Raw genomic sequence first — 25,901 nt, 5'->3', positions numbered from 1 at the left:
GTGTGGGAGTTTTAACCATGAAAGTGTTAATCATTGGTGGCGGCGGCCGCGAACATGCCCTAGCTTGGAAAGCCGCTCAATCGGCTCAAGTTGATACCGTTTATGTAGCACCCGGCAATGCGGGCACAGCCCTAGAACCTAATGTTGAGAATCTGGCGATCAGCGCCACCGATATTCCTGCTCTGCTGGATTTTGCGAAAACCAATCAGATTGAACTGACCATAGTCGGCCCAGAAGCACCGCTCGTTATCGGTGTCGTTGATGCCTTTAACGCCGCAGGTTTAGCGATTTTTGGCCCAACCAAAGCTGCTGCGCAGTTAGAAGGCTCTAAGGCGTTCACTAAGGACTTCTTAGCACGCCACAATATCCCAACGGCGGGTTATAAAAACTGCACTGAAATCAACGACGCTAAAGCCTTCGTACGTGAATTAACCGCCACCACAGGCTACCCTGTCGTCATCAAAGCCGACGGTTTAGCCGCGGGTAAAGGCGTGATCATCGCCCAAGACCAAACCGAAGCCGATGCAGCAATCGAAGATATGCTCGCCGGTAATAAGTTTGGTGATGCGGGTTCTCGCGTCGTCATTGAAGAATTCCTCAAAGGCGAAGAAGCCAGCTTTATCGTCATGGTCGATGGCAAAAACATTCTGCCAATGGCAACTAGCCAAGATCATAAGGCCCGTGATAATGCCGACCATGGTCCAAATACCGGCGGTATGGGCGCCTACTCGCCCGCACCTGTGGTCACCCAAGCGGTACACGATTGGACTGTGGCCAATGTGATTCGCCCAACGGTCGATGGCATGGCGGCAGAAGGCAATGTCTACACAGGCTTTTTGTATGCAGGCTTGATGATAGCGCCCGATGGCAGCGCCAAAGTGCTCGAGTACAACTGCCGCTTCGGCGATCCAGAAACTCAGCCAATTATGATGCGCTTAAAGTCAGACTTAGTGGAACTTTGTTTAGCCGCCACCCGTGGCGAACTCGATAAAGTCACCGCCGAATACGACGAGCGCGCAGCTGTTGGCGTGGTATTAGCCGCTGGCGGTTACCCAGATGAGTATCGTAAAGGCGATGTGATCGACGGTTTAAGCCTTGGCGATAACGACGGCAAAGTATTCCATGCGGGCACTGAGATGAAAGACGGCCACGTGGTCACCAATGGCGGTCGCGTACTCTGCGCCACCGCACTGGGTAACACTGTCACCGAAGCGCAAAAAGCAGCCTATAAATTGGTTGATGAAATCCACTGGGATGATGTGTATTTCCGTACCGATATTGGCTATCGCGCCATCGCCCGTGAGCAACAAGATTAATATTTAAGCTTTTTTACAAAAACCGGCAATATGCCGGTTTTTTTATGCCTGAACATTCACGTTAATTAATTATAAGTTAATGATTTTAAATGAAATCATCCATATTAAAAACCTAAGCCGCAAGCTACAATATCACTGAGCGATGGCAGTACGCTTTGGAAAGGTACAAGCTCACCCAGCCAATGCGCTAAACCTTAATACTCTAGACTTTAAGACACTAGACTTTAAGGCACTGAAGCTTAAGTGTAATAAACAATAAACCTCGCCGATGCGAGGTTTATTTTTGCCTAAAAGCGTGACCTAACGCACATCAGTCGCGATATGGAGCGCGCACTATTTAACCTCAATAATGATATCCAATAATAAATCAGGGGTTTTCTATGGGTTATTCAATCAAAGACATTATTTATCAAGGCGAAAAGTCCGGCGTGCATAACTGGCAAACACTCTCGGGACTGGATTTTTACTGGCATCCCGACTGGCTACATATTGCTGAGGATCTCACCGGCCACAAAGCGACGATGAATATTCTCGCAAAGGGAGCTAAAGCGACCCAAAACGAAGCCGAGCAAACCATAGTTAAACACCTCAATAACCGCTAATGGCCTGAAGCTATCGCCCTGCGGGCAATTTTATCGATTAAGCCTGGGGCGATCAGTTTAAGCCAGCGCCCAAGGCGACCGCGCAGAGAAGTAATCAACTGCCGCCCACGGGTCGCTATCACAGGTAACATCATATTGGCGCATTCCTCTGCAGTGAGGATTTTCGACTCCTGCATGGGGGACTTGCCTAGGGGTTTACCGTTACCATCGAGGGCGCGTTTGTGAATTTGCGATACGACAAAGTCAGGGCAAATAACCGTCACGGCCACATTGTCATCTGCCAATTCAATCCGCAAAGAATCAAAAAAACCGATCACAGCATGTTTAGAAGCGGCATAACCACTGCGGGTCGGCACTCCCGTTAATCCAGCGACCGACGCCACGACCACGACTTGGCCTTGGCTTGCCTTTAAATGGGGTAACGCGGCATGGGTCAAATAGGCGGGGCCAAGATAATTGACGCGCATGATCTCGTCGAGCACCGACAGCTGGGTTAACTCATCGAAGCGCGACCACATGGTCATGCCAGCGTTATTGACTAAGATATCGAGACGGCCATAGTGGGCAATAGTCGCTTGGATCAGTGCCTCGCACTGCTCAGGACTCGTCACATCGGCGGCAAATACCAAGGGCGTGGGGCCATAATTGGCAATTTCGAGGGCGAGTGAAGCGAGGCGAGTTTCATTGCGCGCACTGAGCACAAGTTGGCACCCAATACGTGCCATTGCCGTCGCGAGTGCTCGGCCAATACCTTCTGAGGCACCCGTGATAATCACCACTTTGCCAGTGAGTCCATCCATAACCATTCCCTTGTTATCAATATGTTAATTATGCTTTAGCGTAAACTGGCATAATCATACCCAAAGCGCAATCCCCTATGTGCAATCCCCTATGCACGTTGCGCTATGTCTATCCCGTATTGTTCACGATAGTTAGCGAGAGGCTGCGGCCTGCCGATGGCGTAACCCTGCGCATAGTTGATACCGATACTTTGCAAGCAATCAATAATATCTTGATTTTCCACAAACTCAGCGACGGTTTCGATGCCCATTACACGGCAAACATCCTGAATCGATTTGACTATGGCATAGTCTTTGGCGTTCACGGCGAGGTTTTTAACGAAGCAACCGTCAATTTTCACATAGTCCACGGGTAATTCTCGCAGATAACCATAGGACGCAAAGCCACTGCCAAAATCATCCAATGCGAATGAAAAACCTAATTTGCGTAACTGTTTGAGCATTTCCATGCCGCGGTGGCGGTTTTGAATCGCGGTAGTTTCGGTAATTTCAAAGCAAATACATTGGCTTGGAATATCAAAGATACCTTGCTGCTGGGCAATGTATTCCACCATACCTTCGGCGCCTAAACTATTGCCCGAAAGGTTGATAGAAATACAATGATCAGGCCAAAGATCCGGATGCAGGGACAACCATAAAAAAGCTTTGCGGATCACTTCTTTATCGATTTCAGGCATCAGCTTAAAGCGCTCTGCGGCGGCAATAAATTGTGCGGGAGCGAGAATGCGGCCACAGGGCTCCTGGATACGCAGTAAAATTTCCATCCGTTGACGCTTAGGCCCAGCACCTAGACCGCGGATTGGCTGGTAGTAGAGGATCAGTTCATTGTCCTCAATCGCCTGTGCAATCCTCACCGCCCATTTAGGAGCATTGCGCTGATAAGTCAGTTCTTTATCTTTATCATCGTAAAAATGGATTTGATTAGATCCCTTGGCCTTAGCGGCAATACAGGCTATATCGGCATCCTTCAAGAGTTCTTGGGCATCAATAAAAGGCGCTCGCCCAAAGGCGACCCCTATGCTTAAGCCCACTTTATAGTGGCAATTTTTGTCATTTAACACTTGCAGAGATACCCGAGCGCTCACCTGCTTTAGCAACTGCGCTACAGATAAGGCCGTACGGTTACACATCACCAGCCCAAACTCATCCCCCCCAAGGCGCGCCAACAGCTCCCCTGGCCCAAGACAAGCTTGCATCGCCTTTGCCACCATAGCCAACATCCGGTCCCCCGCTGCATGGCCGCAACTGTCGTTGATCAACTTAAATTGCTCTAAATCGAGGTAACAGACGGCGATAGTCTTAGCGTTGTGGGCGAAATGAGGGAGGCGCTCCTCAAAGGCTTGCCGATTGAGCAACTGAGTTACGCTATCGATATTTGCCCTTCTCTGCAGTTGACGCTTAAGCAACTCTTCTTGGGTAATATCACGCAGTACCACCACAGTACCGACTATATCTCTGTTGTGGCCGCGCACATTGCTGATACTGCGCTCCATGATCCGCGGAGAGGCGGTTAATAACTTAATTTTTTCAGTCTGGGGAGTTGAATCGCCGAGGCGAATACAATTGAATACCGCTTGATTGAGTGATTCACTGGCTTTTAGGAGACTCCCAAGACTCAGAGTAAGGGCGTCAGCACTCACCACTCCGAGCAGAGACTCAGCCTTTGCATTCATATAAAGCACTTTAGCATCGACATCGGTCAAAATAACGGCTTCGGCAATGGATTCTAAGGTAATTTTAGCCCGTTCTTTTTGCTGAAAAATTCTTGCCAGCAGGCTATTAACATGGCTCGCGAGCACTTCTAACTCTTGGTTTCCCTCCGCCATTACGGGTCGATAGACACTGGACATAGGATCGACCAAGGCCAATTGCTGCATGAGATGCTTAAAGGGTTTAAGCAGGCCCCTGCGAAGCCAAATATAACCGAGGGCAACAATAAACACGCCCAGTAAAATAAAGCTTAGGGATACCCAGTCGAGCCTAAATTTTACCGCTTGGAAAAGACCATCGGAGAAAAAGACCTGTAGATAAATAGGCTCGTTCTTTAAAAGACCTGGAATTTCAATGATATCGCTATGAGTGCCCTCTGTATTTGATGCGGCTACAGCCGAGTGGCTCATTGTCACCTTAGTCACTAAGGAGGCCTGCGCATATTCCAAGAGATCATTGGGTGTCAGCTGGCGTATTAGCAGCACATATTCCTTGGGACCGGAGGTGACAGCCGTCACCACAAAGGCTTGATTACCAATCAAATAAGCCCCTGCAACACTCGGTTTGCCTATGGCTGTCACGGCGTTCGCAATTTCCTGCAGCTTATCGCTTGCAAGAGGCTGTTTATTAGGGAGAAAAGCGCGTAACTCACCGCCAGCGAGAATATACCAACTCAGATTGGCCGACATTGAGCTGGAGTGCCATGAAGATTCTAAGGTCGATTCTAAAGTGCTAAGTTGCGACCCATAGAGCTGGGATAGCGGCAAGGCGTAGATATTTGTTAGAAAGGCTAAACGATCGACATCAATTTGGAATTGCTGCTGGATATTCGTCAGCTCACGGTTAGCACTATCCTGGCGTAATAGCTCCACCCGATGGTCATACCAATAACCAAGGCAATAGGAAACAATTACCACCGCAGGAAGACAAAAGCCCGCAATAAATACCAATATTTTCTTGCCAATGTGCATCTCTTACCACGGCTTTTTATGACTAAATTGACTGATAGCTGCGCATAATCCTTCGCTGCGCCATGCAACATAGCTCATTTACGAATAGTATTAAACATCACTTAGCTTTATCCGTCGCTAAAGTAAGCGATAGCATGCATTTAATTGCCTTTCACCCCTTTGATTTAACGCAGTAATTCTGCAAATAGCATAAAAAAACGGACCCTAAGGTCCGTTAATGTGTCAACGAGCGTTATCTCATTTATGATATTGCTTAGATTGAGCGTGAACCGCCTTGATAAAGGCGCCCGCATGCTCTGGGTCAACATGCTGGTGAATGCCATGGCCTAAGTTAAATACATGGCCAGTACCTTCACCGTATCCCGCGAGAATTTGCCCAACTTCCTCTTCAATACGGGGAATTGGCGCATACAACATAGATGGATCCATATTGCCTTGCAGTGCCACTTTATGGCCGACACGGCGACGGGCATCGGCAATGTCCACAGTCCAGTCTAAACCTAAGGCGTCACAACCGGTTTCGGCCATGGCTTCTAACCATAAACCGCCGCCCTTAGTGAATAGGGTCACTGGCACTTGGCGACCATCGGCAAAGCGAGTCAGACCATCGACAATCTTCTGCATATAACGTAATGAAAACTCACGGTAAGCCGTGTGCGATAGCGCGCCGCCCCAAGAGTCAAAGATCATTAAAGATTGCGCGCCGTTAGCCACCTGAGCATTCAGATACAGAGTCACAGAATCTGCTAACTTATCGAGCAACATATGCAGCGCAGCAGGCTCGGCATAGGCCATCTTCTTGATTTTTTCGAAGGTTTTGCTCGAACCACCTTCCACCATGTAAGTCGCCAGCGTCCAAGGCGAACCAGAGAAACCGATTAACGGCACAGCGCCGTTCAGTTCACGGCGAATGGTGCTCACGGCCTTCATCACATAACCCAGATCATCTTCTGGATCTGGGATTGATAGTTTTTTAATAGCATCGATAGTGTCTGTTGGGCGCTCAAAACGTGGGCCTTCACCCGCCTCAAAATACAGACCTAAGCCCATAGCATCGGGCACAGTTAAAATATCGGAAAACAGAATAGCCGCATCCAACTCATAACGACGCAGGGGTTGCAGGGTCACTTCACAGGCCAGCTCATGGTTTTTACATAAAGACATGAAATCGCCCGCTTGTGCGCGAGTCGCTTTATATTCAGGGAGATAACGGCCAGCTTGACGCATCATCCAAACGGGGGTCATATCGACAGGTTGTTTCAGTAGGGCGCGTAAATAACGATCATTCTTTAGTTCTGCCATTTGGCTTGATTCCTAGACTTATTGAGATCCGCTGGGTCGGTAGTTTAGCATTTACGCGAATAATGTAACCTTTATGAGCTAATTTATGTGAGCTAATCCCCATCATTGGCGTCCAATTAATCACTTAGCACTAAAATGTTAACCAGATAACACCCTGTTTAGCAATCAAACCCGAAGTCACACTCAGGCAGAAAAAAGTTGCGCCTGCTGTCCGCCTTTGGTATAAAAAGTCTGCGCTAGCAAGAACAATCAAGAAGCTCGTCGCATCGAGCCTACTATATACATACTCGCCCAACGATAGGTTTCTATCGTTGGGCTTTTTATTTCTGTATTTTTTATACAAAACAACTGGTTTGTCCATAGGCTTATTCACGCAAAAGCCGATAAAAAGTGTTGATCAAATAGCGGTTTCTCCCCTACATTAGAAGCATGTCCGGGCACTTAAGTGGAATGCATCATGCTGAGAGAACTCGAAAAAGCAGAACAGAAGTGGGGCGGTTCAAATAAGCTTATAGATCAATGGCTAGAAAATCGTCGCAAGCTGTTAGTGCATTACTGTCAAATTGCTGGATTACCTCCCTACACTAAATCAGAGAAGTCCCTTCCCTCCTTCGAAAATGTAAAATCCTTCTGCGATCTGTTAGTCGATTATGTCTCCGAAGGGCATTTTGAAGTGTACGATAGAGTCGTTACCGCCTGCGAAAAATTTGGTGAATCGAGCAAGACCTTAGCCCAGCAAGTGCTACCTCAAATTACCCCAACGACCAATATAGCCCTGGATTTCAACGATAAATACGCCGAAGCGCAGGACGATCAAGTGCTATATCAACTCGATAAAGATCTGTCTGAGTTGGCCCAGGCGATGGAAACCCGTTTTGAGCTAGAGGATGAACTCCTCGAAGTACTGCATCACAACTATTCAGAGCCAGCCCAACAGGCGTAACTCCTCAAACAGATGTAACGCCTCAAACATAAACCCCTCAATGCTAAGGCGCACAACTCGGTGTGAGTGCGCTGCATAACAGCATTTTTCGCCCGTATTTAGCTCCAACCACTCGATATTTATTCATTGCCAGACATTAACAAAAAAGCCAGCTTACGCCTGTCTCTTGATCACAAGTCTTCGTGATTGAGAGACATGGCCAATTCGTAACCCTCAAGGATGGTTTGTAACCTAAACCATCCTTCCCACAATACCTCTACACAAGCTCGACCTGTCCGCTTGGTATCTTTCCAACCCCCTAATCTGGCCAGACGCTCGTACGCCCACTGCATATCGGGTGCCTGTTGAGGTAACGGACGTCCCTCCATTTTCAGCCAAAGTAATTTCCACGCTTTCTGACCCAATAGCGTTTCACAACATTGTGCTGCCACTTCCGCTTTGGATACCTTCATAAAGCGAAGCTGGAGTAAGCGTGTGGCGATAAAAGCCAGTATCACACTCATACGCTCCAGGTTCTCACGGCACTGCATTCTCAGCTCTTCCACCGCGGTGCCACTGCTTTTCCATACCTTGTGGTAATCTTCAATCAACCAACGGCGCTCGTAATAGCCGACAACCTCCAGTGCCTCCTTCGAGCATGTGATAGGTTCGGAGGTGAGTAAGTGCCATGCCAGTTTTTCTTCACGATGACTTTGCTCTACGACACTGACGTAATACAGAGGGATATCTGCCTGAGTGCGTTTGTTGGCTGGGGCTTTGAGGGTCACTCGGGCATATCTCATTTCCAGCGTCACCGCCCGGGCTTTCCTTCCGCCTTTCTGAGGAATGAGGAGAGATTTCGTCGCTGCAAGCGGTAATGTGTTCGAGTAGTCATAGAGTTTGTGTGCATGCTCTTGAATGCATCGGCTCTGCATCGAGCGGACGACAAAGCGCTGTTGGTGCTGGGTTTTATAGGTCAGATATTCAAACAAATCAGCCTCACGGTCACAGACGGAAATCACCTTGTTGATATGCTCGCCTAAACGGGCAGACATATTGGCGGAGGCTTGTTCCCATTTGTAGCTCTCTTTTTCCTCGTAAGGGCGAGTAGCATGTTGGCGGCGTTGCCCGCGCTTAGTGATATCCCGCGTCCAACGCTGTTGTTCAATCAGCCCAACGACTTGCTGGCTTTGCGGTGAAAACAGCAAGATTGAATGCGCCAGAATGGCACGGTTTTTATCCCCTTGATTGGTATGACCTAACTCCTCCCTGACACTGTCATGCTTGTAAGTCAGCGAGGTGGTATCCTCTAGTGCTAACAAGATGTCATGCTCTCGAGCTTGCTGCGCGGTGGCTTGAAAACCCGCTTCAGCAATATCACTGGCTTGAATATTCTCATTGCGGATAAATCGGTAGGCCCCTTCCATCTCAGCGGGGGATAAGGGAAGTTTGGACACTGCAACTCCGGGTTGTTGGGTAATTGAGGTAGCCAGTGAAACAAGTCTTTGTGTACGTCTTGGGTCGTTGAGGTTTGCGTGCCCAAATTGACATTGCGCCCACTGCTCTGGATCCATCATCTTCATCATAATCGCCTCGAATATTTAGCCCTAGACGATCTGATCACAATGCGGGGAATGAGTTCAAAAAAAATCCCTGAGCATTGTTCAGGGATTTGTGTATGAGAGACAGGCTTACGCTGGCTTTTTTACAACAAGTTACCTTAACGGCAATCGATTACACGGCAGTCTGGAAGATCACTTCCGCTGCTTTTTTAGTGTAAGAATCGATTTGGTCGAAGTTCAAGTAACGGTAAGTGTCAGCCGCAGTCGCGTCTAACTCTTTAGCGTATGTTTGATATTCTTCCACCGATGGCAGACGACCCAAAAGTGCTGCAACCGCCGCTAATTCCGCAGAAGCTAAGTAAACATTAGCGCCTGTACCTAAACGGTTCGGGAAGTTACGGGTAGAAGTCGATACCACTGTCGAACCTTCGGCCACACGTGCTTGGTTACCCATACACAGTGAACAACCTGGGATCTCGATACGGGCGCCTACGCGACCGAAAATCGCATAGTAGCCTTCTTCAGTCAGCTGATCTCTGTCCATCTTAGTCGGTGGTGCTATCCACAAACGGGTTGGCAGAGTCTTAGCAAACTTGTCTAACATCTTACCAGTCGCACGGAAGTGACCAATGTTAGTCATACAAGAACCAACGAACACTTCGTCAATCTTAGTTTGCGCAACAGATGACAGTAATACTGCATCATCAGGATCGTTAGGCGCACACAGGATTGGCTCTTTGATGTCGTTTAAGTCGATTTCAATAACTGCAGCGTACTCGGCATCTTTGTCGGCGCTCATCAGTTCAGGATTCGCTAACCACTCTTCCATACCTTTGATACGACGCTCGATGGTGCGACGGTCACCGTAACCTTCGGCGATCATCCACTTCAGCATAGTGATGTTCGAGTTTAGGTATTCGATGATAGGTTCTTTGTCTAACTTGATGGTACAACCTGCGGCAGAACGCTCGGCAGAGGCATCAGACAGTTCGAATGCCTGCTCAACTTTCAGAGTTTCTAAGCCTTCGATTTCCAGTACGCGACCAGAGAAGATGTTCACTTTACCTTTCTTCTCAACGGTTAACAGGCCCATTTCAATCGCTTTTAATGGGATAGCATGCACTAGATCACGTAAGGTGATACCGGGTTGCATCTTGCCTTTGAAACGCACTAATACTGATTCAGGCATATCGAGTGGCATAACACCTGTCGCCGCAGCAAACGCTACAAGGCCAGAACCCGCTGGGAATGAAATACCAATTGGGAAACGCGTATGTGAGTCACCACCAGTACCAACGGTATCTGGTAATAACATACGGTTTAACCATGAGTGGATAACACCGTCACCAGGGCGCAGAGACACACCGCCGCGGTTCATAATGAAGTCTGGCAGCGTGTGGTGAGTATTTACGTCAACTGGCTTTGGATAGGCCGCAGTGTGGCAGAATGACTGCATAGTCAAATCGGCACTGAAACCTAAACAGGCTAAGTCTTTCAGCTCATCACGGGTCATAGGACCGGTAGTATCCTGTGAACCTACAGAGGTCATCTTAGGTTCGCAGTATTGGCCAGGACGCACGCCAGCTACGCCGCATGCTTTACCGACCATCTTCTGTGCCAAGGTATAACCTTTACCAGAGTCAACAACATCCTGTGGACGCACGAATACATCAGATGCAGGTAAACCTAATACATCACGGGCTTTGTCGGTTAGACCACGGCCAATGATTAAAGGAATACGGCCACCCGCACGCACTTCGTCTAACAGTACGTCGGTTTTCAGGCTGAACTCAGAAATCACTTCATCTGAGCCATGACGCTTAACAACACCGGTGTAGGGGTAAATGTCGATAACATCGCCCATTTCCATCTTGCTCACATCAAGCTCGATAGGCAGTGCGCCCGCATCTTCCATAGTGTTGAAGAAAATCGGTGCAATTTTACCGCCAAGGCAGAAACCGCCAGCACGTTTGTTAGGTACGAACGGAATGTCATCACCCATAAACCACAGCACTGAGTTAGTGGCTGATTTACGTGATGAACCTGTGCCAACAACGTCGCCCACATACACGAGTGGGAAACCTTGAGCTTTTAACGCTTCGATTTTTTTCACTGGGCCAACGGCGCCAGCAACGTCAGGTTCGATACCATCACGGGCATTTTTCAGCATAGCTAATGCGTGCAATGGGATATCGGGGCGTGACCAAGCATCCGGTGCAGGTGACAGGTCGTCGGTGTTGGTTTCACCAGAAACTTTAAACACAGTGAGTGACACTTTGTCAGCCAGTTTGGGACGACTTAAATACCAATCAGCATTCGCCCAAGCTTCAACCACTTGCTTAGCAAACTCATTACCCGCTTCCATCTTCTCAACCACATCGTGGAAAGAATCAAACATCAGTAGGGTATGAGCGAGAGCTTTAACGGCCAATGGTGCGAGCGCGGGATTGTCGAGCTGCGCAAGCAGAGGTTCGATGTTATAGCCGCCTTGCATAGTACCTAATAACTCAGTAGCACGCTCAGCAGATAGGATAGGTGAAGCGACAGAGCCTTTAGCCACTGCATCTAAAAAAGCAGCTTTAACATAAGCGGCTTCATCAACACCGGGGGGAATTCGATTTTCGAGCAGGTCGAGAACGAAAGCCTCTTCACCTGCGGGTGGATTTTGAACCAATTTAACCAGTTCAGCCACTTGATGTGCATCTAATGGCTTAGGGACTACGCCCTCTGCAGCACGTTCTGCGACGTGTTTACGATATGCTTCTAGCACGGCAACATTCCTCTTTGTTTGGCGCTCTAACAACGAAACTGCACGTCTTCTTTATTGAAGCTGACAGTCCGACATGATCGACCCGTATTTCCGGCCAGCAGTATACTACAGCTTTGCAAAAGTATGAATCAGGTCACACTCGACGAAAGACGAAATAAGGGCTAAATCCGGCGGCGATGTCCAACTTACGGGAAGAATAAAACAAGGGAAATTAGACAATAGTTTGAAAACTGATAAAAAATCATACGTGACAAATAGTTACCTATTCTTCACAAATTTGAAATTAAACAAGGTTTTTTCAGCGCTATGGCTTAAATATGCGTAAATTTTTCTCAACTTTGTGGTTTTTGGCTTTTAAGATGCAGTACAAAAACTTACACTCAAGCGCTATTTATCGCATCGCTAAGTGATCGCCCCAGTCCATCGGAGTACCAATGACAACCCTTAATATTCAAGCCGTTATTTTTGATATGGATGGCGTTTTAATTGATTCAGAACCCCTATGGCAGCGGGTCGAATATGAAGTGTTATCCGCCCTCGGTGTGCCAGTCACCATAGAAACGATTCAACAAACCACGGGGCTGCGTATCGACCAATGTGTCGATTATTGGTATCACAAAGCGCCTTGGGCAGACTACGACAACGCTAAGGTCAGTAAATCCATTGTTGACAAAGTTGCTGAAGAAATTCGGCAAACCGGTGAGCCTATGCCTGGTGTTCAGCAAGCCATGGAATACTGCCAAGCCAAAGGATTAAAAATAGGCTTAGCGACCTCATCACCAACAGCTTTGATTGATGCAGTGCTAACAAGACTTAAGCTTAAGGACCAATTTCTGGCGGTAGAATCCGCAGAGGCGCTCACCTACGGCAAACCGCATCCCGAGGTTTACCTTAATTGTGCTGCCGCTCTAGGAGTCGACCCACGTTATTGCCTTGCCATAGAAGACTCTTTCAATGGGCTGATCGCAGCCCGAGCCGCCAATATGCAGACGGTTGCTATCCCAGCACCAGAACAACGCGGCGAGGCTAAATGGATAATTGCACATCATCAAGCAGACACTTTGCTCGCATTACCTAAGGTATTAACGGCGTAAGCCTACTTTAGATTCTAGGTTCTAGATTTAGGTTCTAGGCGCGAAAATGGTTATTCCGTTATTAGAGTAAAGTGGCCTGAATCCATATAGTAAAAAGCCAGACAATTGTCTGGCTTTTTCTTTATAACCTAATGGATTACCAGATTTTCACGCGTTCTTCTGGTTTTAAGTACATCTTATCGCTCTCTTTCAACTCAAAGGCTTTATAGAAAGCTTCGATATTGCGCGGCGTACCCATTGCACGGTAATGACTAGGTGAATGGGGATCGGTCAGCAAACGACGTCCCAGCTCTTCATCGCGGTAGTTACGGCGCCACACTTGCGACCAACCGACAAAGAAACGCTGCTCGCCCGTTAAGCCGTCGATAACAGGAGCAGGCTTGCCGTTTAAGCTCATTAGATAGGAACGAGCTGCGACGGTTAAACCACCTAAGTCACCGATGTTTTCCCCTAAGGTTAAATCACCATTAACAAATTTGCCCGGCAATGCTTCGTAACCAGAATACTGGGCCGAAAGCTGTTTGCCACGTTTTTGGAATTCTTCACGGTCTTTATCCGACCACCAATCACGCAGATTACCGTCGCCATCGTATTTAGCGCCTTGGTCGTCGAAACCATGACTGATTTCGTGGCCGATCACCGCGCCGATACCACCGTAGTTCACTGCATCATCGGCCTCCATGTTGAAGAATGGCGGCTGCAAAATAGCGGCAGGGAACACGATTTCGTTACTGACAGGACTGTAATAGGCGTTCACCGTTTGTGGCGTCATATGCCACTCAGTGCGATCGATAGGCTTGCCTAACTTGTTTAACATATCTTGATATTCAAACTGGGCGTAACGCATATAGTTACCCACCAGCTCATCGGATTTGATCTCTAGCGCAGAGTAATCTCTCCACTTATCTGGATAGCCGATTTTATAGGTGAATTTAGCCAGTTTTTCCTGGGCGGCCACCTTAGTTTCAGGCGTCATCCACTCGAGTTCATTGATGCTGACTTCAAAACCTTTGATCAAGTTTTTGATCATGGTTTCCATACGCGCTTTGGCTTCTGGCTTGAAGTATTGCTTAACGTACTCTTCACCCACTAGCTCGCCTATCACTTGGTCGGCACCATCGACCGCTTTTTTCCAGCGAGGCTGCTGCTCTTCAATACCCATTAAGGTTTTGCTCTTAAAGGCGAAGTTCAAATCGACAAAATCTTTACTCAACAATTCTGCATAACTGTCCACTAAGTGGAAGGTTAAATAATCCTGCCAAGCAGAAACGGGGAAGGCATCAAAATTTGCCCCGAGCTTTTCAAAATAAGAAGGCTGACGCACAACGACTTCAGTCACTTTATCGCCAAAACCCGCACTGGCAGCGAAGGCATTAAAATCGAACTTGCCCGTTAACTGTTGCAGTTCAGCGCGATCGCGCTTGTTGTAAGCCTTATTCGCATCACGGGATTCAACGCGGCTCCACTGGCTTTGCGCCAGCATCAATTCGATATCCGCCACGTTTTTGGCCGCCCGCTTAGCATCCTTATAACCCGCCTCTGTCAGTATGTCGGTGACATACTTAGCCATCGCTTGGCGATTCGCGGCAAACTTAGGATCATCCTTAAGGTAGTAATCACGATCCGGCAGCGTGAGGCCCGACTGGCTTAAATACACCGCATATTGGGTCGAATTTTTCGCGTCATTGTTAACAAAAAAACCAAAGGGAATGCTGGCACCGCTCGTCAGTAATTTCCCCATGATTGCGGGTAAATCGGCGTGGGTTTTCGCGCTGGCGATATCATTTAATAACGGATTAAGTGGTGTAACACCTAAGGTTTCCAGCAAATCGGTATTCATAAAGCTGGCATTAAAATCACCGATCTTCTGCTCATTAGAGCCCGCCGCGGGATTCTTTTTCGCGGACACTTCATCGATGATCTTTTTCAGTGCATCTTGGCTTTGATCGTACAGCACAGAAAATGCACCGTAGTTGGATTTATCGGCAGGAATGGGCGTGTTGGCTAACCATTTACCGTTAACACTGTAGTAAAAATCATCTTGATGGCGAACTGAGGTATCAAAGTTTTGTAATTCAATACCAGAAACCGCGGTAGCTTCCGTTTTAGGCTCGCTGCTGCAAGCCGCTAAACCTAAACTCAAGGCGATCCCCAGAGCCAGTGTGCTAATTTTCTTCATTGTTTTCCCCAGCTTCCGTTGAGAGTGTTATTTATTTTCCCGCAAAACCTTAGCATCTTGCCCTGCCCCGCAGTAGCAAGATTTTGTAAAAGGATATGACATTTTAGTACCGCTATCGTCAGCACTCAGGCTAAAAAAAGGCATGATACCAGTCATGCCCTTATGGATTAGCTGTGGCTAAATTGTTGTCTAAAAGGCCTTACCTACAAATAAATAGAAGGATTTATCCCCCATATCTGTGATCCCAAAGCCCAGTGCTGCTGGCCCCATGGATGTATCTGTACCTATGTACAAACTCGAGGCGTAGATAAGATCGGATAGGCTAACTTCGGACCTTTCATACCAAACATTTCCCGCCTCTAAACTCCAACCTAGGTACAAAGGATAATCCGTCATCCCTAAGGCATCACGCCCCAAGTCATACTGATAGATAAAGGCGCCAAAGATTTTGTGTGAGCCATTCAGTGAGTCTTTGTGGTAACCCGAAAGGTTTAAGAAACCACCTAACTCGGAGAGGTGCAGCGTATTAACGCCATCATTACTGTTGGTGGCAAGTGAGGTTTTACCCACAAAAGCATGGTTGCCCACACTAAGCGCCCCTTTCCAGTCGGCCTCGACCTGCACGCTATATTCATTTTCATTGTTATCGATAATATCGGCGAAATCCTCGTTACGCACATAGACGTTTAAGGTGATGCGATTACCCGAGGTGGGGAAACTGATGCTATCTAAACTGTCATAGCCAAATTTGAAATAGGCGCCGTAGGAGTCAAAATCTAAATCCTCAGTGAGCCAAGCATCGTTAACGATTGAGCCTTTCTCACCCACCAGACCAAGTTCAATAATGCCCTGTAGGATAAAGTTATACCCTATACCTAGCTCGACGGTATGGGTTCTCTTATCGAAATCGAAGACACGATTATTATTGTCATATAGATCCCAGCCTTCTGTATCATACTGATAACGCGCACGGGTATAAAACTCTTGATCCCTATCTAAAGGTTGGTAAAACTCAGTACCAAATAATTTTTCAAACCCGAGCTTAACTTCATTACGCCATTCGCCGCCGTTGCGGGTGAGATCCGTCATAGTGTAGGCCATATCGAAGGTGATATCCGAATTGTCACTAAAGTCATCCTCCCAATTAAAGCCCAGTTGGAAATAATTAGGTCCCCAGGATTTTGCTTTAGTGGTCACAGTGAGTATGCGACCGTCTCCACCATCAACAAATTCGGCATCGACACGCTCAAATTTGTTAAGGGAGTAAATGCGTTTTAATGCTTCGTTCAACTCATCTTTAGTGACCGATTGCCCTTCTTTAAGCTCTAAGGTTTCCTTCAATAGATTGAGGCTCACCTTAGATTGGTTATCGAACACAATCTCCTGAATAGGATGGCTCACATCGGCGATAAGCACTTTGCCCTTAGCTTGTTTGGCTGCAACGTAGGCAGCATATTCCTCAGGACTCACGCTCATGCTGCTCAGCTTATCGAGCTGGTTGTTGGCGGCTTCTTTACCTAAGATTAATGCCTGCGGCATGATAGTAAAATCTGTGGTACTTAAGGCATCGATCGCCGGGCGGATCAGCACATCATTCTCTGTCAGCAGCTCCTTTTGCTTGGCTGTACTGGCATTGGTCAGAAAGTTGGACAGTTGATCTAGTACCGCTATGGTACTGTCTAATTTGTCTTTTTTTACCAGAGGAGAGCCAATATCGACGGCAATAATGATATCGGCGCCCATAGCTTTAACCACATCTATGGGCATATTGTTGGCAATCCCACCATCGACGAGTAATTTTCCATCAATTTGCGTAGGTTGCAGCGCACCTGGTACAGTGGCAGAGGCCTGCATCGCCTTAACTATACTGCCGTGGTTAATAACTACTGGTAAGCTGGTTTCTAAGTCAGTCGCCACCGCTCGGTAGGGAATAGCTAAATCATCAAAATCACCAAACTGACTCACTAAATCCGTTGATTGTCGCAATAGCTGCGACATGGTCTGGCCACGCAATAAACCACTAGGCGCCCTCACTTCGCCTTGGTTGTAGCCAATGTTCAGCGGAATATTGTAGCGATCTCTTAGTTGTTTATCCCTGTAGCTCAACACATTACGTGGGATGGTATCCGAGTAGCCACTGTCCCAATTGACACCCATCATAATGGCTTCGACTTCACTCGCGCTGTAACCCAGTGAGTACATACCAGCGACATAGGCGCCGATACTGGTACCTGCAATGTAATCGACCGGAATATGGTGTTCTTCTAATATTTTGAGCACCCCTACGTGGGCAGCCCCCTTAGCACCACCACCGCTGAGTACTAGTCCAATTTTAGGCCGTTCGGCCGCAATTAGAGGAGTGAGGAACAAACATAAAAAGAAAGAAGCGAGTATTTTACGCATCATAATGGGCTACTTTTTATAGGATAAAAATTCGAGTTATATTAACAAACTTAGGTATTTAACCGTCAGTCATATTTTATCTAAATCGACTCAATTTGATCATCTGTTACTAAATATTGTTCAAAGTCAGTGGCCGACATAGGTTTAGCAAAATAGTAACCTTGGATAATATAACAACCTCGACTAAAGACCTGCTCCAACTGTTCCACTGTCTCAATCCCTTCGGCAACCACATTCAGTTTTAGGTTACGTGCTAATTCAATAATACTGCTGACAATGGCCTGATCGGCGGAGTTAGTCGCTATATCAATTAAAAATGAACGATCAATTTTTAAGGTATTCACGTCAAAATGGCGCAAATAGGCCAGAGAAGAATAACCAGTACCAAAGTCATCGATGGCAACTTCGATACCGAGGGATTTTAATTGCGTTAAATGACTCTTTGCCACCTGCAACTCTTTCATCAATACCCCTTCGGTAATTTCAAGCCCTAGGTATGAGGTTGGCATCTGAGTTTCTGCAAGTATTTGTTTTACGCCCTCGATAAAATCGAGTTGACGGAAATGAATTGCCGAAATATTGACCGATAACTTGAATGGTTCAGCGTAAGTCTTCGCCCATTTAGCGCCCTGCACACAGGCTTGACGTAACACCCAGCGATCGATCTCCACAATCAAACCACAGGCTTCGGCCACCTTAATGAAAATATCGGGGCGAATAAATCCTTCCTTCGGATGACGCCAACGGATCAAGGCTTCCATTCCAATAAACCGATCACCACGTAGAATATCAATTTGTGGTTGATAGTAGAGTTCAAACTCTTCCCGTTCTATGGCTTTACGTAGATCGGCCTCTAGGCGTAAATGGTATAGCGCCTGGGTATTACGCTCCGATGAATAGTATTTAAAATTACCCCGTCCTTCCTCCTTGGCGTGGTACATAGCGAGGTCGGCGTTCTTGATAAAGGCCTCGGGCTGCACCGCATCGTCGGGCCAAATACTGATCCCTATGCTAGTCGAAATATAAAACTCACGGCCAAACAGTTTAAAGGGAGCCTTTATTTGGTCTAACAGCCGCTCTGCCAAATGATTGATCTCATCTAAACTATTCGCGTTTTTCAATAGGATAACAAACTCATCGCCGCCAAATCGACAGAGTAAATGCTCACTCCCTATGCATGATTGAAGACGATTAGAGGCCTCCACCAGCAAGGCATCCCCCATGCTATGTCCATAGGAATCATTAACATGTTTAAATCTATCGAGGTCGAGGAATAATAATGCGAGCTTATCACCCGTTTCCTGTGCCACCTGTATCGACTGTAACAAACGGCTCGAAAACAAAGATCGATTGGATAATCCCGTCAGCACATCATAATTTGCCAATCGCCGCAAATCGGCTTCGGTGCGTTTTCGCTCGGTAATATCCGAAAATACAATGACATAATGAATTACATCTTCATTTGCCGAACGCATCACCGATACGTTGAGCCATACGGGGTACAGCAATCCATTCTGCCCCATTAATTCCCGCTCCCCCGTCCAAGAGGTATCTTGCCCAAGTAACTGAGCCACTTCAGTAGAGAGGCCATCCTTCATTTGCACAAATTGGGAAAATGATTGCCCAATTAAATCCGTTTGTTCGGTGCCGATAATATGCTGCGCAGCATGGTTGGCCACGCGAATATTTTCATCGGCATCTAAAACCAATACTCCTTCCGACGTATTTTCAAAGGCTTGTGCAAGCAAGTTCACTTCATCTTCAAGCTTACGCTGGACTGTGATATCACTGTAAATACCGGCAACGCGCTCTATTTCATGGGTTTGCCTATGACGGGCCACTGGACGCCCACGCACCCTTAACCAGCCCCAATTTCCATCTTTACGCTGGTAACGATATTCAGCCTCGAAACGGTCCTGCTCACCTGTCAGCATACTGTTCCACTTCTCTACCGCCTGCTTTTTATCCTGTGGATGCACGGGGAGATCCTCGAGTGAGACCACGATTTCATTGGCATGGGTGCCCAGCACTGCACCACGATTATCGAGATAAAAACACTGGGTATCTTTACGCCACTGCCACAGATCAGAGTCACTGCCGCGCAGCGCCTGCCTAAGGCGCTCATCGCTCTCGGTAAGCGCTTGGTTCATATTCATAAAAGTTCTGACTTGCCGTTGCCTATACCAAGCCAAACTCAAGGCCACAATAGAAAAAATCAGCAGCAACACACCTTTAAATCCTTGCGTTAGCCACCAATGTTGCTCGACCGAAAAGGGATAGGAAAAGGGTTTATCGGACCATACACCATTAACTTGGCTCAGGATCTCTAAAACATACTGCCCCGCAGCTAGGCCTGAGAGGTTGATCTGTGACTCGCCTTGCAGCAAGACATAATGGCCTTCTTCGCCTTGATAACGTAACCGGTACTTAAATTGAATTGGAGAATCATCAAGATAATCCAAATTGGTGATCTGCAAACTCACCATATTGGCGTCGGGCTTAATGGTTGTCATCGGCTTTGGCAGAAGCGACACTTCAGTAGCGCTATCGTAATAAACGGAAACGGACTCGAGCATTACATGGTCATCGGTAATACGGTTAGCCAGCTTATCCACATCCAAGTGCATCACCCCGTCGGGTGTGCCTAAATAAAGTCCTGAACTGGGAGAATAAAAATAAGCTCCCTCATTCATCTCATCGGAAATAAAACCGTCTAGCTGATTAAATACCGCAATACTCCCGGTCTGTTTATCTTGGCGAATAAGAGAATCGGCACAGGCGATTAAATGAGCATTCTCAGTCTTTTGAATAAAAAATACTGAGCTGCAATTGACCTGCCACTGGGTGGTTAAAGAGGTTAACTGCCCCGTCTGCTCGCGGTATTCGAATAAGCCTTTTTCATAGGTACCAAACCACATCACCCCAGGTGACATTTCTTCCAAATGACTCACAGTCGGCGTTGAAGCTAAGGCACTAAATAAGCCCATTTGATTATGGAACTCATTTTGACCATCGATATAGCCAAAGACTTTTTTTCCGCCGACCCATAACTTACCATCGGATGCGCGGTAGAGCTTGCGTATAGCGGGCCGTTTGGGGCCATCACTAATGGATCTATCTATGTCAAAAGGTTGTGGCTCCTTCAAGCCAGATGCCCAAAAATAGAGCCCGGTCGAGGTGGCAATCCAAACTCGCCCCTTAAGGTGGGGGTCAATATAGGTACCGTAAATGACTTTATTTTTGAACTCATCTTTGCCACCAACCCACTGAGCAAAACTGCTGCCTTGCAACGTGCGCTTATCGACCACAAAGAGGCCACTGGTGCTCGAAACCAGCAGATAGCGATCTTCAAATTCATTTAGATCGTAAATGCTCTCATGGGAGTTTAAGCCTTCAATCGGGACCTCAAGCGCTTTATCACTTCCCTTAGCAATAAATGTTAAACTTGAAGAGCCGAGCCAAAGACCTTCATCGGTCGCATACACAGACCAAGTCATAGCATCACTCAATGCATAGGGTTTATCCGCTGTAAAAGTATCGAGAATAAAATCTGGCTTTGAGGCTAAGAGTGCTAAGCCATCGCCAGAGCCACCCACCCACATTAACCCCGAATTATCGAACAACATGGCCTTGAGGGTTTCCATATTGGCCCCGGCCTTTAACTCCTGCTGATAATTTTCAATCTGCCGCGTCTCTGGCGACCATTTCAGTAAGCCCACCCGACTGGTAAACCAGAGATCCCCATTAGGATCTTCAGCGATTGCCGTGCTCCCACCGGGTAATTCGGCAATAGGGATAACTTGGCGGGATCTTGGCTCAAGCTGGTAGACCCCAAGAGCCGTCGCAACCCAAATACGCTGCTGCGAATCCTTTAACATATCAAGAATATTGCCCATAGATTCGGTCCAAGGGTATTCGAACAGCCGCTCGCCCTTGTTATCTAGGAGCACGAGTTGCAACTGCCCCGCCACCAGCATTTGCCCATTAGGCATAAGTAATAACTTACGCCAAGGAAGGTCGCGATTAACGGGTAATTGAGTGATAAGTTGTAGAGTGGACTTAGAAGGGGAAAACTCATAAATCTGGCCATTATCAATCAATAATCGCCATGTTTGCTGATCCATTCTGGCCGCAGAGATAAGTGCTCCACCGGGAAAATGGGGAAACAAATCTGCCGAGCCTAAGGGGGTAAATTGATTTTTGGCTATATCGTAGAGGAAAGTCGCCGCACCTGTACTCACCAGCAATCTGTCCTGATCAACATTGACGACTGCGGTCAGAAAATCATCCGTAAGGCGCGACTCAGTACCAATTTTATCGATACGCCGCACCTTAGCATTACTGACCCGATACAGGCCCTGCTCGGTCGCCGCCCAGACATAGCCGTAATCATCTTGGGTTAATGCCCGAATACTGGTCGCTTCGAGCCCATCCCTATCGGTAAAGACACGCTGCACTAAGCCACTGGCCCAAACTATATTTAGGCTAGTAAACAAAAGGATGAAACATGTCAGAAGTGTTCTAGTTATTATTATTTTCATTTGACGACTTACTTCGTACCGTATTCTTACTCTAGCAGTTCAGTCTTATCAATTCACTCGCTTGTTTACATTAAAGTTACATTTTCCGCGAAGCAATAAAAAAGCGCTCAAATGAGCGCTTTTTCAATCGACTGCTAAATTACTTTTTCTTTGCCTTTGGGTTTGGCAAATCGGTAATAGAACCTTCGTACATTTCAGCCGCTAGGCCTACTGACTCGTGCAGCGTTGGGTGAGCGTGGATAGTTAATGCTAAATCTTCAGCATCACAACCCATTTCAATCGCTAGGCCAATTTCGCCTAACAGTTCGCCACCGTTCACACCAACAATTGCACCACCGATTACGCGGTGAGTGTCTTTATCGAAAATCAGTTTAGTCATACCTTCGCTACAATCTGAAGCGATAGCACGGCCACTTGCTGCCCATGGGAAAGTCGCGGTTTCATAAGCAATACCTTGCTCTTTCGCTTCTTTCTCAGTTAAACCAACCCAGGCCACTTCAGGGTCTGTGTAAGCGATTGATGGGATGACTTTTGGATCGAAGTAGTGCTTCATGCCAGCGATAACTTCGGCCGCTACGTGGCCTTCGTGCACGCCTTTGTGAGCCAACATTGGTTGACCAACGATGTCACCGATAGCGTAGATGTGCGGTACGTTAGTACGTAATTGCTTGTCTACGTTGATGAAACCACGCTCATCAATCTTAACGCCGGCTTTGTCGGCGTCGATCAGCTTACCATTTGGCGTACGGCCGATGGCGACTAATACCGCATCGTAACGTACTGGTTCAGCTGGCGCGCTCTTACCTTCCATAGAAACATAGATACCGTCTTCACGGGCTTCAACCGCTGTGACTTTAGTTTCGAGGATCAGGTTGAATTTCTTCTTGATTTGCTTAGTGAATACGCGAACCACATCTTTATCAGCAGCAGGGATCACTTGGTCGAACATTTCAACCACGTCGATTTCACTGCCTAAAGATGAATACACAGTACCCATTTCTAAACCGATAATACCGCCGCCCATCACTAACAACTTACCAGGAACTTCTTTCAGTTCTAATGCGTCGGTCGAATCCCAAATACGTGGATCTTCATGGGGAATAAATGGCAGTTTGATTGGGCGAGAACCGGCAGCGATGATCGCTTGCTCGAACTGAACGACAGTCACAGTGCCGTCTTCAGCAGTGACTTCCAGTGTGTTAGGGCCAGTGAATTTACCGAAACCGTTAACCACGTTCACTTTACGCATCTTGGACATACCGCCCAAGCCGCCAGTCAATTGGCTGATCACTTTTTCTTTAAAGCCACGTAACTTATCTAAATCGATAGTTGGCTCACCGAACACCACACCGTGTGCAGCAACGGCTTTGGCTTCTTCGATAACTTTAGCGACGTGTAACAGTGCTTTAGATGGGATACAACCCACGTTAAGACACACACCACCTAAAGTGCTAAAACGTTCAACGATAACGGTTTGAAGACCTAAGTCCGCCGCACGGAAAGCCGCAGAATAACCTGCTGGGCCTGCTCCTAATACCACTACCTGAGTTTTGATTTCGTTACTCATGTTTTCCTCTAATTCTCATTCAATCCGTTGGAGGAGACCAATCCTGCCAACCGAAAATGCGCTAGCGCGTAAGGTGGGCGCATTTTAACCTGTGTTTGATACTGATCACAATAAACAAAAGGCTGCTCAAGATGAGCAGCCTTATATGCTTACAGAATCAAAGTACGAATATCGGACAGAATTCCTGACAGCGTCACACTAAAGCGTGCAGCCATTGCACCATCGATCACCCGGTGATCGTAAGATAGCGACAGTGGCAACATCAATTTAGGCTCGAACTCTTTACCATTCCACTTAGGCTTAATTTCAGATTTAGACACACCTAAAATCGCCACGTCTGGGTAGTTAACGATTGGCGTAAACGCCGTACCGCCGATGCCACCTAAACTTGAAATGGTGAAACAGCTACCCTGCATATCGGCGGATTTCAGCTTGCCATCGCGAGCACGGATAGAGATATCGGCGAGTTCACGGGATAACTCAATAATGCCTTTTTTATCCACATCACGCACCACTGGCACAACCAAACCGTTTGGCGTATCAACCGCCACACCGATATGGAAATACTTCTTCTGGATCAGTGATTCGCCATCCGAGCTTAAGCTCGAGTTGAACACTGGGAACTGTTGCAGCGTTTTCGCCACGGCTTTCATCATAAAGACCAGCGGAGTGATCTTATAATCGGCTTTTTTCTTCGCCGCCGCATCGTTTTGCTGCTTACGGAACTCTTCCATTTCAGTGATATCAGCTTCATCGAACTGAGTCACGTGGGGGATAGTTACCCAGTTGCGGTGCAGGTTAGGGCCAGAAATCTTCTGGATACGGCTTAATGGAATCTCTTCCACTTCACCAAACTTGCTAAAGTCCACTTTCGGCGCTGCAATCACTTGCAGACCACCGCCATTGCCAGCGCCGACTGACGTTGCCGCCGTCGCTTTCGGACGCGATAGTTCGTATTTCACATACGCCTGCACGTCTTCTTTCATGATACGACCTTTACGGCCAGAACCAGTAACTTGGGTGAGATCCACACCAAATTCACGGGCTAAACGGCGTACCGCAGGGGATGCATGTACCGCACCGGTAGACACAGGCGCACCTGCGCTTGGGTGATGGGGTACTGGAGGACGGCTTGCTGGTGCTTGAGCTGCAACGGGTGCCACTTCTTGCACTGCTGGCGCTTGAGCAACTGGCGCAGGCGCTGCGGCTCCAGCAGCAATAGTTTCAACTGTGGCAATCACGCTACCTTGAGAAACCTTATCACCCACTTTAACGGTTAACGACAGCAGTTTACCGGCGAATGGCGCTGGCACTTCCATAGTCGCTTTATCCGTTTCAAGGGTGATCAAACCTTGGTCGGCGGTGATCATATCGCCGACTGACACTAGCACTTCGATCACATCGACATTGCTAGCATCGCCAATATCTGGCACTTGGATTTCTTTAACGGCAACCACTGGTGCTGCAGCGGCTACTGGAGCAACAGCCACCGCAGGAGCCGCTTGAGCTACAGGAGCTGACGCTGCTGGAGCGCTTGCTTGTGGAGCTGCAGCAGGAGCTGCGCCGCCCACTTCGAGCATAACCACTAAAGAGCCTTGGGAAACCTTGTCACCCACAGCTACTTTGACTTCTTTTACCACACCCGCGAAAGGTGAAGGTACGTCCATAGTCGCTTTATCGGTTTCTAGCGTGATAAGGCCAGCGTCAACCTCAATCTTATCGCCAACGGCAACTAGGACTTCGATAACCGATACATCGGTATCACCACCGATATCTGGCACAGTGACTTCAACCACTTTGGTTGCACCCGTAGCAGGAGCAGCAGCCACAGGGGCTGGAGCCGCTTGAACCGGTGCAGATGCTGGTGCCGCCTGAGCGGGTGCAGCAACTGGAGCAGGAGCGGCAGCTGCCGCGCCCGCTGCCTGCATCATAGCAATCAAAGTACCTTCAGAGACTTTATCGCCCACAGCCACTTTCAACTCGGCTAACACACCAGCGAAAGGCGCTGGAATATCCATAGTCGCCTTGTCGCTTTCGACGGTAATAATCGAGTCATCGGCCGCGAGGGTATCACCCACAGCGGCACAGATTTCGATCACTTGCACTTCATCGCCGCCGATATCAGGAACAAAAACTTCTTTTAATTCAGCCATTTTTATTGC

14 protein-coding genes are annotated in these 25,901 nt (G+C 47.6%); 4 read left to right on the top strand and 10 right to left on the bottom strand.

Annotation, left to right across the window (positions count from 1 at the left end; all coding sequences use genetic code 11):
* Positions 1–17: 17 nt before the first annotated feature.
* Together purD and MJO46_RS15180 are read left to right on the top strand one after the other, a co-directional pair.
* Entirely contained in the window at positions 18–1,316 is a 1,299-nt protein-coding gene (gene purD, locus MJO46_RS15185; RefSeq protein ID WP_253990032.1) for a phosphoribosylamine--glycine ligase, read from the top strand.
* Positions 1,317–1,696: 380 nt separating this feature from the next.
* The gene (locus tag MJO46_RS15180; RefSeq protein WP_198781237.1) at positions 1,697–1,918 is read left to right on the top strand and encodes a hypothetical protein; all 222 of its coding nucleotides are present in this window, start codon (positions 1,697–1,699) and stop codon (positions 1,916–1,918) included.
* Here the strand turns inward: MJO46_RS15180 and MJO46_RS15175 are convergent.
* The 3 genes from MJO46_RS15175 to hemE all read right to left on the bottom strand — a co-directional run bounded on the left by MJO46_RS15175 (position 1,915) and on the right by hemE (position 6,701).
* Entirely contained in the window at positions 1,915–2,718 is an 804-nt protein-coding gene (locus MJO46_RS15175; RefSeq protein ID WP_253990031.1) for an SDR family oxidoreductase, read from the bottom strand. The two genes, MJO46_RS15180 and MJO46_RS15175, sit on opposite strands and share 4 nt — an antisense overlap.
* Before the next feature lie 89 nt (positions 2,719–2,807).
* Positions 2,808–5,399, bottom strand: coding sequence for a bifunctional diguanylate cyclase/phosphodiesterase (locus MJO46_RS15170; RefSeq protein ID WP_253990030.1), 2,592 nt, complete (start codon positions 5,397–5,399; stop codon positions 2,808–2,810).
* A 237-nt stretch (positions 5,400–5,636) separates the two neighbouring features.
* The gene (hemE, locus tag MJO46_RS15165) at positions 5,637–6,701 is read right to left on the bottom strand and encodes a uroporphyrinogen decarboxylase (protein ID WP_198781240.1); all 1,065 of its coding nucleotides are present in this window, start codon (positions 6,699–6,701) and stop codon (positions 5,637–5,639) included.
* A gap of 457 nt (positions 6,702–7,158) precedes the next feature.
* On the opposite strand from hemE, the gene rsd reads away from it, so the two are divergent.
* Positions 7,159–7,644 (top strand): sigma D regulator, encoded by a 486-nt coding sequence (gene rsd, locus MJO46_RS15160; protein WP_253990029.1) that lies wholly within the window; start codon positions 7,159–7,161, stop codon positions 7,642–7,644.
* Between the two features lie 170 nt (positions 7,645–7,814).
* Here rsd and MJO46_RS15155 read toward each other — a convergent pair whose 3' ends face one another.
* A complete protein-coding gene (locus tag MJO46_RS15155; RefSeq protein WP_076612412.1) occupies positions 7,815–9,197 on the bottom strand; it encodes an IS4-like element ISUnCu8 family transposase in 1,383 nt (460 codons plus the stop codon).
* A 160-nt stretch (positions 9,198–9,357) separates the two neighbouring features.
* Positions 9,358–11,955: a bifunctional aconitate hydratase 2/2-methylisocitrate dehydratase gene (acnB, locus tag MJO46_RS15150; protein WP_253990028.1), complete on the bottom strand. Its 2,598-nt coding sequence runs from the start codon at positions 11,953–11,955 to the stop codon at positions 9,358–9,360.
* A gap of 434 nt (positions 11,956–12,389) precedes the next feature.
* On the opposite strand from acnB, the gene hxpB reads away from it, so the two are divergent.
* Positions 12,390–13,049: a hexitol phosphatase HxpB gene (gene hxpB, locus MJO46_RS15145; protein WP_253990027.1), complete on the top strand. Its 660-nt coding sequence runs from the start codon at positions 12,390–12,392 to the stop codon at positions 13,047–13,049.
* 136 nt (positions 13,050–13,185) lie between these two features.
* Here hxpB and MJO46_RS15140 read toward each other — a convergent pair whose 3' ends face one another.
* The 5 genes from MJO46_RS15140 to aceF all read right to left on the bottom strand — a co-directional run bounded on the left by MJO46_RS15140 (position 13,186) and on the right by aceF (position 25,892).
* On the bottom strand, positions 13,186–15,228 hold the full coding sequence (locus tag MJO46_RS15140; protein WP_253990026.1) for a M13 family metallopeptidase: 2,043 nt from the start codon (positions 15,226–15,228) through the stop codon (positions 13,186–13,188).
* Positions 15,229–15,417: 189 nt separating this feature from the next.
* Positions 15,418–17,634 (bottom strand): patatin-like phospholipase family protein, encoded by a 2,217-nt coding sequence (locus tag MJO46_RS15135; protein ID WP_253990025.1) that lies wholly within the window; start codon positions 17,632–17,634, stop codon positions 15,418–15,420.
* A 77-nt stretch (positions 17,635–17,711) separates the two neighbouring features.
* Positions 17,712–22,172 (bottom strand): EAL domain-containing protein, encoded by a 4,461-nt coding sequence (locus MJO46_RS15130; RefSeq protein ID WP_253990024.1) that lies wholly within the window; start codon positions 22,170–22,172, stop codon positions 17,712–17,714.
* Positions 22,173–22,311: 139 nt separating this feature from the next.
* Positions 22,312–23,739, bottom strand: a complete 1,428-nt coding sequence (gene lpdA / locus MJO46_RS15125) for a dihydrolipoyl dehydrogenase (protein WP_198781247.1) — start codon at positions 23,737–23,739, stop codon at positions 22,312–22,314.
* 149 nt (positions 23,740–23,888) lie between these two features.
* A complete protein-coding gene (gene aceF, locus MJO46_RS15120) occupies positions 23,889–25,892 on the bottom strand; it encodes a dihydrolipoyllysine-residue acetyltransferase (RefSeq protein ID WP_253990023.1) in 2,004 nt (667 codons plus the stop codon).
* Positions 25,893–25,901 lie beyond the last annotated feature (9 nt).

It is taken from the genome of Shewanella sp. KJ2020 (assembly GCF_024197625.1).
Taxonomy (GTDB): Bacteria; Pseudomonadota; Gammaproteobacteria; order Enterobacterales; family Shewanellaceae; genus Shewanella.
Note: the sequence above shows the minus strand (reverse complement) of the source record. Positions and strands in the feature narration are given on the sequence as shown.

Coding starts and splice junctions, on each gene's coding strand:
- MJO46_RS15130 (WP_253990024.1), bottom strand. CDS start 22,172: ATGAAAATAATAATAACTAGAACACTTCTGACATGTTTCATCCTTTTG.
- MJO46_RS15175 (WP_253990031.1), bottom strand. CDS start 2,718: ATGGATGGACTCACTGGCAAAGTGGTGATTATCACGGGTGCCTCAGAA.
- rsd (WP_253990029.1), top strand. CDS start 7,159: ATGCTGAGAGAACTCGAAAAAGCAGAACAGAAGTGGGGCGGTTCAAAT.
- MJO46_RS15155 (WP_076612412.1), bottom strand. CDS start 9,197: ATGGATCCAGAGCAGTGGGCGCAATGTCAATTTGGGCACGCAAACCTC.
- MJO46_RS15180 (WP_198781237.1), top strand. CDS start 1,697: ATGGGTTATTCAATCAAAGACATTATTTATCAAGGCGAAAAGTCCGGC.
- MJO46_RS15140 (WP_253990026.1), bottom strand. CDS start 15,228: ATGAAGAAAATTAGCACACTGGCTCTGGGGATCGCCTTGAGTTTAGGT.
- MJO46_RS15135 (WP_253990025.1), bottom strand. CDS start 17,634: ATGATGCGTAAAATACTCGCTTCTTTCTTTTTATGTTTGTTCCTCACT.
- MJO46_RS15170 (WP_253990030.1), bottom strand. CDS start 5,399: ATGCACATTGGCAAGAAAATATTGGTATTTATTGCGGGCTTTTGTCTT.
- lpdA (WP_198781247.1), bottom strand. CDS start 23,739: ATGAGTAACGAAATCAAAACTCAGGTAGTGGTATTAGGAGCAGGCCCA.
- aceF (WP_253990023.1), bottom strand. CDS start 25,892: ATGGCTGAATTAAAAGAAGTTTTTGTTCCTGATATCGGCGGCGATGAA.
- hxpB (WP_253990027.1), top strand. CDS start 12,390: ATGACAACCCTTAATATTCAAGCCGTTATTTTTGATATGGATGGCGTT.
- hemE (WP_198781240.1), bottom strand. CDS start 6,701: ATGGCAGAACTAAAGAATGATCGTTATTTACGCGCCCTACTGAAACAA.
- purD (WP_253990032.1), top strand. CDS start 18: ATGAAAGTGTTAATCATTGGTGGCGGCGGCCGCGAACATGCCCTAGCT.